At 60.9% G+C, this 10,375-nt stretch carries 8 protein-coding genes; 3 read left to right on the forward strand and 5 right to left on the reverse strand.

Annotated elements, in window-relative coordinates; genetic code table 11:
* Positions 1 to 403: 403 nt before the first annotated feature.
* The gene (locus WJT74_RS06295; protein WP_343348122.1) at positions 404 to 1,585 is read right to left on the reverse strand and encodes a zinc-dependent alcohol dehydrogenase; all 1,182 of its coding nucleotides are present in this window, start codon (positions 1,583 to 1,585) and stop codon (positions 404 to 406) included.
* A gap of 546 nt (positions 1,586 to 2,131) precedes the next feature.
* Positions 2,132 to 2,701 carry an alpha/beta fold hydrolase gene (locus WJT74_RS06300; RefSeq protein WP_343342860.1) on the reverse strand — a complete coding sequence of 190 codons (570 nt, stop codon included), beginning with the start codon at positions 2,699 to 2,701 and terminating at the stop codon, positions 2,132 to 2,134.
* A gap of 170 nt (positions 2,702 to 2,871) precedes the next feature.
* Between WJT74_RS06300 and WJT74_RS06305 the strand changes: the two genes are divergently transcribed.
* Together WJT74_RS06305 and WJT74_RS06310 are read left to right on the forward strand one after the other, a co-directional pair.
* Positions 2,872 to 3,687 (forward strand): AraC family transcriptional regulator, encoded by an 816-nt coding sequence (locus tag WJT74_RS06305; RefSeq protein WP_343342862.1) that lies wholly within the window; start codon positions 2,872 to 2,874, stop codon positions 3,685 to 3,687.
* Between the two features lie 31 nt (positions 3,688 to 3,718).
* Positions 3,719 to 4,663: a CPBP family intramembrane glutamic endopeptidase gene (locus tag WJT74_RS06310; protein ID WP_343342864.1), complete on the forward strand. Its 945-nt coding sequence runs from the start codon at positions 3,719 to 3,721 to the stop codon at positions 4,661 to 4,663.
* Positions 4,664 to 5,801: 1,138 nt separating this feature from the next.
* Here WJT74_RS06310 and WJT74_RS06315 read toward each other — a convergent pair.
* Entirely contained in the window at positions 5,802 to 7,709 is a 1,908-nt protein-coding gene (locus WJT74_RS06315; protein WP_343342866.1) for an amidohydrolase family protein, read from the reverse strand.
* A 132-nt stretch (positions 7,710 to 7,841) separates the two neighbouring features.
* Between WJT74_RS06315 and WJT74_RS06320 the strand changes: the two genes are divergently transcribed.
* Positions 7,842 to 8,756 carry an AraC family transcriptional regulator gene (locus WJT74_RS06320; RefSeq protein WP_343342868.1) on the forward strand — a complete coding sequence of 305 codons (915 nt, stop codon included), beginning with the start codon at positions 7,842 to 7,844 and terminating at the stop codon, positions 8,754 to 8,756.
* 206 nt (positions 8,757 to 8,962) lie between these two features.
* On the opposite strand, the gene WJT74_RS06325 is transcribed toward WJT74_RS06320, so the two are convergent.
* Together WJT74_RS06325 and WJT74_RS06330 are read right to left on the reverse strand one after the other, a co-directional pair.
* Complete coding sequence (locus WJT74_RS06325; protein WP_343342870.1) at positions 8,963 to 9,484, reverse strand: hypothetical protein; 522 nt, start codon at positions 9,482 to 9,484, stop codon at positions 8,963 to 8,965.
* The gene (locus WJT74_RS06330) at positions 9,485 to 10,345 is read right to left on the reverse strand and encodes an META domain-containing protein (RefSeq protein WP_343342872.1); all 861 of its coding nucleotides are present in this window, start codon (positions 10,343 to 10,345) and stop codon (positions 9,485 to 9,487) included.
* Positions 10,346 to 10,375 lie beyond the last annotated feature (30 nt).

Consider the following 10,375-nt stretch of genomic DNA (forward strand, 5'->3'; position numbering starts at 1 on the left):
CAAGCGATTCAAGGTCGACAGCTTTTGAGGATTGAGCTTCGAGCACCGCCGCTGCTTGGTACCCGATTCATCCTTTTTCGATGCCGAAGGACCAAAGGACGCTAACGGCCGTATCTGGTTCGACCACCCAGATGGCGACGTACTCGTATGCGCCGGTAGCTAGCGCGACAGCGACGAATGGGGCGTAGCTATTCGATCACCATGACCGACGCTTTGAAAGAGGGCCTCACGCTGCCACAGCCAGAAGCCGATCATTCTCATACCCGCCGATCGCTGGCTTGATCACAACCGCACCGAGGCCGTGGCGGCCGCCGACCTAATTGAGACGAACTCATGATAGGTCGGACGTCCGCTTCTTGGCGCGAGGGTTAGCTCATTCAGTTTCAGATATCCGATAACTGAATCACAGTTCCTCCGGCTTCATCACGCATTTGATGCAGCCATCGTCCTTGTCGCGAAAGGTCTTGTAGAAATCGGGCCCGTCCTTGAGGTCGCCCCGATGGGTGATGATGCCCGAAAGGTCGATCTCACCAGCCTCCACCCGTTCGAGCAGCGGCGCAAGATAGCGCTGCATGTGTGTCTGTCCCGATTTCATGGTGAGCCCCTTGTTCATGAAAGGCCCGATCGGGAACGTTATCTTATCCGCATAGACGCCGGGGACGGACAGCGTCCCGCCCTTGCGCACCGACACGATCATTTCCTGCAGCGCAAACGGCTGATCTGACATGCCGGTGGTGTGCAGCTCGACTTTGTCCTTGATATCGCCGAGCACGCCGTGCCCGTGAGCTTCGGCGCCGACCGCGTCGATGCATGCATCCGGTCCCCGGCCACCAGTCATTTCGTCGAGCGCCTCCTTAACGTCGGTCTGGCTGTAATCGATGGTTTCGGCCTTGCCGTAGCTCGCGGCGAGTTCAAGCCGTTCAGGCACTCGGTCGATCACGATGACCCGCTTGGCACCCATCATCCACGCGCTGCGCACGGCAAACTGGCCTACCGGGCCCGCGCCCCACACGGCGACGGTCTTGCCCTTCTCGTCGCCGATCGCGTTTTCCGCCGCCATCCACCCTGTGGGGAAGATGTCCGACAGGAACAGCACCTTGTCGTCGGCGAGATCGTTGTTGACCTTGATCGGCCCGACATCAGCGTGCGGGACCCTGACATATTCGGCCTGCCCCCCCGAATAGCCGCCGGTGAGATGCGAGTAGCCGAACAGGCCGGCGGGCGCGTGGCCCATAGCTTGGCGGGCGTTTTCCGCGGTGCGGTTGGTGGTGTCGCAAAGTGAATAGAGCTCACGCTGGCAGAACCAGCACTCACCGCACGAGATCGTGAACGGGACGACCACGCGGTCGCCGACCTTGAGACGTTTGACATCTGCACCCACCTCGACGACCTCGCCCATGAACTCGTGGCCCAAGATGTCGCCTTCCTTCATCTTGGGGATCACGCCGTCCATCAGGTGAAGGTCCGAGCCGCAAATGGCCGTGGAGCTGACCTTGAGTATGCAGTCCTTCGGGTCCTCGATGCTGGGATCGTCGACCGTTTCGCAGCGGATGTCGTTCGTTCCGTTCCAGACTAATGCGCGCATATTTGGACCCTTTTCGATGATTTCGGTCATTCCTTCAAGCCTTTCAAACTCCAGAAGTTCCCAGTCTGACAGGTGTTAGACGGCCATTGGGTTGGGATCGACCGAGGCGTTTTTTTACGCTTTGCTTGATGCCATCGATCGAGTTGCCGAAATGGGAATGACAGCACCATCGCAATTGACTGTCCTCTCAGCCTGCAATGACACTAGTAGCTTGTTATCGCTTGCAAGTGCTTAGGCCGGTGCCAGGATGCTTCAATGGTAGCGTGCTTGACACACCTCGTGGCATCGGAAGAGATGGCCGACGCGGATCGCTTCCTCTGGCCGATCCCACATAGGGAAGTGTCCGCTGCGCTCGAACCAGCGCATTGTCGCTTGCGGGAAGGCAGCCTTCGCGCGCATGGCCTGTTGCGGCAGGCACAGGCGATCCTTCTGACCCCGGCCGATGACCATCTGGGCCGACCGGGGCGCAGGGCCTTCCCGCATCGGGCCAGTGGCAAGGTCCTTCACCAAGGAGTCGAACGTAGGCGTATCGGCAAACGACTGCAGTTAATTCAAGACGAAAGCGGGATCGAGCGCCCACGGTCTTTCGGAAAGCTGCAGCATGAATGCAGTCCGGCCGGTGACATTTCGAGTGAGGGCGGGAAGCGCTGGTCGCAAAGCCCTTACTAGAGCAGTCGATGTCGTTATGGTGGCCTGGAAGAACGTCCGCTCCCGCTCCCACCCTTGCCAGAAGCCGCCCGGGTCCAGGGCGACGACTGAGCCAGCGCGACTGCGCCGCGCCATCTCGAATACAAGAAGAGCGCCCAAGGAGCTGCCGACTATGTCGATCCCTGTAAGGTTCTCTTTGACGAGCGAATCGTCTAGGCTCCGCGCAAGCCCTTGGAACGTACCGCTGTCGTTCTGTGCGGGAGCCTGCCCGTGGCCAGGCAGTTCCAGGATAATCAACTCTCTCGCTTGGAAGAGGGCAGGCGAGATCGTATCCCAGGACCGACGGCTTCCCCCCCAAAGCCGTGGGCGCGGAGGATGGGTTTTCCGCAGCCTAGTCGCGGGTGGAGTATGCTCATGCAAAGGTAAGGGGTCGCAAGGACTTAGGCCCCCCGCCCCGAATGTCCACATCGCCAGTAAAGTCGCTAATAACGGACAGTCCGCTCTCGTGTCGGTAGCCGATCGGCTGCTTTGCCGAATTTCGACCCTATCAGCAGACAGTCTGGAAACGGCCCACAATTCGACACTGGCGCAACGTCGAGGCACTTGCGAACCCCCGGTTCCGGGGCAATGTCGCTTGGATGCAGTCCAAATCGGAAAATCAAGATGTCGGCCTGCATGGTTCCAGAGTTGAGCTGATTGACGCGCAGCTTCGCGTGGGTGCGTTTTCGCCGCACCGCCATGATACCTATACAATCGCGGTGACCACGTCTGGCGTCCAGTCGTTCAATTACCGCGGTAAGCGTTGGCAGTCGCTGCCCGGGCAAGTAGTGATCCTGCATCCTGACGAAGTGCACGACGGGTACTGCTGCAACCAGACGGGCTTTTCCTATCGGGCGGCCTATCTGAGGCATGCCCATGTCCAGACCGTGATCGGGGGCGCGGCGCTTCCATTTCTGGCCGAAGGGGTTTCAACCGACGCCGATCTGGTCGGCTCGGCGCTTCGCCTGATCGCGATGTGCTCTGCCGGGAATGAACTGTTCGGCTATCAGGACGCTCTCCACCAGTTCGTGTCTGCGATGCAGCGGTGCGAAGACGGCCCGCCGGCCAGGCGGAGTGTCAATCGCGAAGCCGTGATGCGGGTGCGAGAATTCCTCGACAGCGTTCCGGGCCCCGGGACGAACCTCGATCAACTCGAAGAACTCGCCGGCTATGACCGCTGGCAACTTTCGCGCGACTTCCGTGCGCTGCTTGGGACCAGTCCCTATCGCTATCTGCAATGCCGCAGACTTGAGCTAGCTGGACAGCTTCTGCGCAGCGGGCTTGGCATGGCCGCAGCTGCTCACGAGGCCGGGTTCGCGGATCAGAGCCACTTTGGCCGGGTCTTCAAGCGCACTTTCGGGACCACGCCATTGGCCTGGCACCGGCCCGGGCAGCCGCGCACAATCATTCTATAAGCCTGACCAGCCCCCGGGCTAAAAAGCCGGAATGATACCTACAATCTTTTCGCCCGAACCGCATCGCGGCTGGCTGCCCTGGGCCTGGATTTCGCCAGTGGTCTGCATCCTGATTGTCGCCTTCTCCAGTGTCCCGATCGATATTGGCCTTGAATGGATCGGCGTGGTCGATGCCGAGGGAAAGCCAGGGTCTGCATTCGAGTTTTGCGTGTTCCTGCTGTTGCCATTCGCGGCGATGGGCGCTGCTGTCTGGGCCTGGTCGCGGTTTGTCGAGCGCCGCAGCCTTGCGACCTTGGGCCTCACCGGCGGGCAAAGGCTGCGCAAGTATCTGGCCGGATTAGCGATAGGAGTCGGCATGATCGTCCTGGCGGTCGGCTCGATCTGGCTCGCCGGTGGCTATGTCAGCGGAGATATCCTTCCCGCCCTTTCCTCGCCAGCATCGCTGTTGTGGATTGCGATCCTGCTGCCCTGCTTCGCCTTCCAGTCAGGCGTGGAGGAGTTCATCTTTCGCGGCTGGCTGCTATCGGCGGCCACGCGCCGCTTGAACCTGGCAGCCGGGTTCATCGCCAGTTCGATTGCTTTTACATTTCTTCACTTTTCACCGCACCAGCAGCCGGTCCGTGAAATTGTCATGACGTTCACCTTCGGGATGTTTGCCTGCGCCTGGGCATGGCGTGCCGGCAGCATCTGGGGCGTGATGGGCTGGCATGCGGGCTGGAACTGGTTCACCGGCGTCGGCTTCGCCGTGCCGATCACCGAGCTCGATCTGCAGTTGCCGGCCTTGCTTGTGCAACTGACGCCTTCCGGCCCGGACGTCCTGACCGGCGGGCCCGCCGGGCCGGAGAGCAGTGTGCTGACGATCGGCCTGCTGGCTGCGGCCACGCTGCTCCTGTTGTTATGGCCCAGAGACTCCATGGCCGCTGCGCAGGGTACACCACCTGGAGGCAGCGACACGACAACACGGGAATCCACATGAAGCCTCCAGTGAATGACGGCTTTGTCGGCGGTACCGACTAACGCAACCAACCGACCATACGGCAGCCGAGCCCGTCGTCACGCCTCACGCCCGGAAGCGGGCGGTCCGCTTCCGGCCCAATGACAGTCAGCTAAGATCGACGCTTATCGAACACATCCGCCAACCGCTGCGGTTTTGAACTTCTCGTGTGAGCTGATCGACCTGAATTTCTCAATGACCGCCACCATGTCTTTCTGCTGCAGTGCCGTCTCGGCTGCCCTTCTGTAAAGCTGCGCCGTCGTCGACGATAGCGGAAGATCGAGGTTCAGCTCGTGGGTGGCGGCGAGGATGAGGTTTGCTCGCGCGCGAAACGGACGACGAATGCCGCCCTAGCCATCGTTGCCCTACGGCGTCCGGTCATAAAGCCGGCGACAGGCTCGTCGCGCTGCTTGGCGCTCCTCGCGGCCGCCTACCCGTGGTTCGGGCGCCGACGATGTCGTGCCGATCGACTGGTTCGGTGGGCGGCAATCGTACGGGCGCGTGGTGAATTACCAGCGAGGGAGTGGACCTATCGTACGCGATGGTCGCGCCTAGCGCGGCATTGCGCCGGTCGCGGCATTGAGGGGATCATCACTGTCGTTAGATTGGGCGATAAGACATCCTATGCCGAACCGCATCGCAACACTGCTTCGGATCAGCTATCTAATCTACTCGTGCGCTGTCGCATCAGCCAGACCAGCCCTCCGATCCAGACGATAAGAATAGCGCTTCTCTCTGCCGTCCCGTTGGGTTCAAGCGGACCGTGGCGAACGACGATCGTAAGGACGATGCACACGGTGACTGCCGCGAAAAGTTGTTTCAGCATAACTTCCTCCTGCAGAAGTGATGGTCCCATCCGGCGCGAATGGCATGAGTGCGGGGTGATAATTTGATGATTGCACGAAAAAGCCCGACCCCTGGAGTAGGGCCGGGCTTACGCTATACGCGGTCTCGAATGCGGCGCGTATCGACAAAGTTCCAAGCGGTTGCTCTTCCGCTCCACGAATTAGGCCCGACCTCCACCGCAAGACATACCGGGTGACTTCGAGGTGCAGCAAATCGAGCCGGCCAGATTAGTTTCGCGAACGGTCAGAGAGAGCACTTCTGACGGAATTTGAATTTATGGTGATGCAATCGCCGGCTCCAAACTTACTCGCTCGATACCACCGGGCGAGATCGAGAAGACGACCCCATATTTCGCCAGCTCGTCGACCTGTGTGTCGGGGACGCCAACCATGCGAGCCAATTGTGGCGCGGTATTGGAATGGGCGACGATCAAGGCCGGAACGCCGTCGCCCATGACCGCTTGGAGCAGTGCATCTGGGCGGCCCGGGTCATAGGTGATGAGAGTTAGCCCCAGGGCTTCGGCGAGCGGCGCTGCCGACTGCCGGGCCCTCGCCGTGTCGGTCACGTAGATCGCGGCGACGTTGCGGGTACCCAACACTTCGGCGAGACGACGGGCCTGCGCCCGCCCCACGGCCGTCAGTGGGTGCTCTCCATTTTCCTCGGCTTCGAAATGACGCGTGAGAAAGATCGCTGCGCCGACCTTGGGCGCCTGTGCAGTCAAATTCTTAGCGGCTCGCGATGCCTCGTCGAGAAGCACGTCTAGCGCCGCCCGATCGTAGAAGCGCCCGTCCGCCATCACCGCCAGCGGTCGTTGCAGCGCCGATAGATCGGAAAGGGGGTTGGCAGAAAGGAGCAAAAGATCGGCCCGCGTGCCCACTGCGATTGTACCGAAGTCCGCTTGCTGTCCCGTCGCCGACCCCTGATCCGGTAGCGACCTGAAATAGGCTGCCGGCAGGACTGTCGCAGCACGGAGCGCTTTCTCGGCCCCGACGACGGCTGCGAGGGTCTCGATCTCCTCGTGCAGTGCCAGACCCCACACATGGAACGCCTGCGCGGTGTCCGAGCCAGCCATCAAGGCAACGCCCCGGGCATCCAGCTGCCGCACGATCTCGCGACGCAATTGTATGAGATCGGCCCCATGCTCGGGGGAAATCTGCGCTACCAGCTGGGCACGCTGCTCCGACCATTGCTCGATCGCCGCATCGGGGACATACCGCATGGCGGTACTAGCTCGTAGATCCGAAATACTCCGCTCCGTATCGAGAAGCTTTTCGAATAGAGAGAGCGTGGGCACCTGATAGGACTGCGCGCGCGCTGCCAAATCGAACACCGCGCTATCGGCGAGGCGCGCGCGGTCCACTTTCGAAAGAACTGGTGAAGGAGGGATCTGGCCGAATTCGACGGCCCGCTCCGGAGCGTCGGTCGGTAATAGTGCCTGGATGAAGCCGTCGAGATGCTCGATCTGCTGGTTCCCGGCAATTGCCCGTTCGAGCCCAACCGCGTTGGAAACATGACCCGCCGTACCAAGGCTGTGTCGGTCCGCTTCCGTCTTTACCGCTTGCCAGACCTGCGGATCGGAAATCAAATGCGACTTGATGAAATCGTAACCGGCAGCGTCGATTTCGCGCACGGCTTCCTCTGCCGCTTTGACCGTCGTGAGCTTCTGATCTGACAGCGCGGGGGACCCGGCATAGATCCGAGGACCGACAATCGCGCCAGAGGCAAGACGCTCCCGCAGTGTGAGGTGTTCGGGAGCACCAGCCATGCTGCGGGCGGTTGTCACACCATACGCTAGCATCACCGCTGCGGCTCGCTGCGCGGGGTCTCCGGGTTCGCCCTCCGCAGGTGCAAAATGAACATGCATGTCGACGAGGCCGGGCATTAGAAATTGTCCGCGCGCATCGATCACTCGGCCCGCGCGTGAGAGATCGTCAGGCACGAAAGGTCGCACCTCGAGGATCCGGTTTCCAGCGACCACAACCGTCTGGCGCTGAGCGATTGCCTCCCCGGTCATGGGCAAGACGTCCGCGCCAGCGAAGATCGTCGCTCCTGCCGACACCGCGTCCGAAACGGACTGGGTCTCATCCACCGCCGCACAGGCGCCCAGGGCGAGATGCAGTCCGAATAAAATAAGGGGGAGTCGGGTGAGGCGCTGTGCGCGCCATGCGATAAGTCGGATCATGTCTTGCTTCTAGCAACATCAGCGTCCGCGGGAATTGACCGCTCTTGCGAATTTCACGTCGGATTGCCGAAGCGAATGGATCGTTCGTCGATCCTTCGATCTGCATCAGCAGCCGGCGCTTAGGCTTTGGCCATGACCGTTACTCCCAGGCAGAATGCAGATTGCGCGACATCGCGACCGACCGCGCGCTTCGCCAGGATCGAGGGAACGCTCGCACCGGAGCGGCTCGGCGTTCCGTCGGGCGACGGTAAGCTGATCCTTTCGCAAATTCGCAAAGGGGTGGTCGCAAGCCCGCCGCGCCGTTCGATCGGCCTGAAATATGTTGCATCCGGCACCGAATATTATTGCTTGGACAATCGGTCCTACGTTGTGGAAGGCGGCAATTTTCTGTTCGTACCCGAAGGATTTCATGGCGAAGCCGGGCGAGCGACTGTCGGGGAAACCGCGTTCGGTCTTTGCGTACATCTGCGCGACCGCGACGCTGTATCTCTCGCAGCCGAGCGTCTCGAAGAGCCGATCATTTTCCCCGTATTATGTTCGCCCCTTGGCCGCATGTTGGAGCGAACTCATCGTTCTCTGCATGCGCGGCCCGAGCGCGGTGCCGCACTAGCCGGTCCGATGTTGGATAGGATCGACGCGGGAATTGAGACCTTTTTGGGGGATGCGCTGCGCGGCATTGACTCTATGACGGCGGTAAAGCGTGCGACACGATACGAGAATTTTCGCCGCCTCAACGCAGCGCAAGCGTATCTGCACGACATTAATGATCGACCGGTAGAGTTGGCCGAACTCGCACGAGTTGCCCGGATGTCGAGGTTCCAGCTTGCGCGCCTCTTTGCAGATCGTTTCGGCTTGCCGCCGTCGGCCTACCACCGCCGCCTCCGCCTGGTCCGAGCCCAGGCGATGATAGCGGCAGGAAAGATCAATTGTACCGAAGCGGCGTTCCGTTACGGGTTCGGTGGGAGCGCCCAGTTCAGCCGCGCGTACAGCCGCACCTTCGGCATCCCGCCATCTCGATCGAAGACGCAACTCATCAATGAGATATGATAGTCTTGAATAGCGATGCTGACGATGAGGCTGCATTCGCAAGCCGACGGCAGCTTTTCGCACTTCGGGGTCAGAATCGGACGGTCCCCTTCCGGCCCAGTTACAGACCTAGACGGCGACATCGCAGCCACGACTGCTTTGAGTTTCCTGACTTGGCGGGGCGACCGGCCGCAATGGGGTGGGGAGCGGACGTTCGCTCCCTCTGTCTATTTGAGGCGTGCGCGTACTTCAGTAAGCGTGGCGGGCCACTCATCCGTCACACCCACCCTCACGATCTGCTCGCCTTGCACTAGCGCGTAGCTCAGGCCGGTGCCAGTACTGCCAATGACAGCGCATCCTCCACGGGCGTCGGATCGTCGCGCGTAAACCTCATCCGACAAGAAGAGAAGGTAGGTTTCGTTCGGGTAAATAAGTGTGCCGCTGCCTCCGACAGCGCCTTCGACCCAGCCGCGAACATCACGTAGGAACCTGACATTGGGGATGTCCTCTTGACCGCCCTTAAGCGGCTCGATCAGTTTCCACTCGCTGTCCAATTCGAAACGGTCCGCGCGCGCACGAGGCGTGGCTGAGATAAGTCTTTCCACTACGATCCGATCTGCGAATTTGGCAGACCCCGCAAACCCTGTTTGGAAGTCTCGAAAGTTTCGCGCTGCAAAACATTGGTCGTCGAGCACGGGCGTAGAGCATGCCGAGATCGCAAGCAGCATCAACAACGCAAGCCTGCTCATTCAAGGTTGCCTTACCAGCTCGAGAGTATAGTCGCCGCTGGTGAGGACGAGACTGCCGTCGGCGGCCAGTTCCGCGCTGGGATCGCCGTGGAGGATATCGAGCAGGCGCACACCCGTTAGCGGATCGAGACCAGCATCTGCGATGGTCGCGAGCGGGCAGTGTTCACGCTGGTCCGCTTTTATCTTCGATCCGCTCACGAGCCGTCTGTCATCCGCGTACACGTAATCGATCGCGAGGTTGGGACATGCTGTGAACCATGCGCGACTAGGTTCGATACGCAGGACGATCGACTCGTCGGTCAGGCTCGACCCTGAACTGCCGCCTCCTGCATGCGTGCGGGTTCGAAAGCGGAATGTCCAGCGACCTTCGAGCTGGCTTTGCGTCGGCGCAAAATCGAGCCGACGGATGGCGGGGTCCTGCAACACAAGCTCAGTCGTACCCGCGCGAAGCAGCAGACGGCCTTTGTCGAGCGCTGTGATCGTGGGCGATTGTAGGAAGAAGTCGAAGAAGCGCTCGTCCTGAGCATGACGGTCCGGCGAACATCCCATTTCGGTGGTCGGGAGCGGGAGGCCGTCAATAGGCGCTAGACGACCCTCTTCCAAGACGACATTGGCGCTCGAGTAGTTGCAGCGAAGGCGCATCGCGACGCTGCGGTCGAAAATGTCGACATAAGCGCCCCCGCGCGTGTCGAGTGTGTCTTTCTCGAACCGCAGGACATCCCATCGACCGAGATAAGGATTGCTGCTCTGCGCGGTTCGTGGCGCCTCGGAGGCGATCGGTGGGGGCGGCAGCGGTTCGGTTTTCTCTATCGGGTTGTTACAGGCCGCCAGCCCGAAAATCGCTACGATGAGGATACGCATCACAAGCTCTCCGGTCGAAAGACCTGAAAC

Source organism: Sphingomicrobium sp. XHP0239 (assembly GCF_039555325.1).
In the GTDB taxonomy this organism is placed as follows: domain Bacteria; phylum Pseudomonadota; class Alphaproteobacteria; order Sphingomonadales; family Sphingomonadaceae; genus Sphingomicrobium; species Sphingomicrobium maritimum.

Coding starts and splice junctions, on each gene's coding strand:
- WJT74_RS06310 (WP_343342864.1), top strand. CDS start 3,719: ATGATACCTACAATCTTTTCGCCCGAACCGCATCGCGGCTGGCTGCCC.
- WJT74_RS06330 (WP_343342872.1), bottom strand. CDS start 10,345: ATGCGTATCCTCATCGTAGCGATTTTCGGGCTGGCGGCCTGTAACAAC.
- WJT74_RS06305 (WP_343342862.1), top strand. CDS start 2,872: ATGCAGTCCAAATCGGAAAATCAAGATGTCGGCCTGCATGGTTCCAGA.
- WJT74_RS06320 (WP_343342868.1), top strand. CDS start 7,842: ATGACCGTTACTCCCAGGCAGAATGCAGATTGCGCGACATCGCGACCG.
- WJT74_RS06315 (WP_343342866.1), bottom strand. CDS start 7,709: ATGATCCGACTTATCGCATGGCGCGCACAGCGCCTCACCCGACTCCCC.
- WJT74_RS06295 (WP_343348122.1), bottom strand. CDS start 1,585: ATGCGCGCATTAGTCTGGAACGGAACGAACGACATCCGCTGCGAAACG.
- WJT74_RS06325 (WP_343342870.1), bottom strand. CDS start 9,484: ATGAGCAGGCTTGCGTTGTTGATGCTGCTTGCGATCTCGGCATGCTCT.
- WJT74_RS06300 (WP_343342860.1), bottom strand. CDS start 2,701: ATGTGGACATTCGGGGCGGGGGGCCTAAGTCCTTGCGACCCCTTACCT.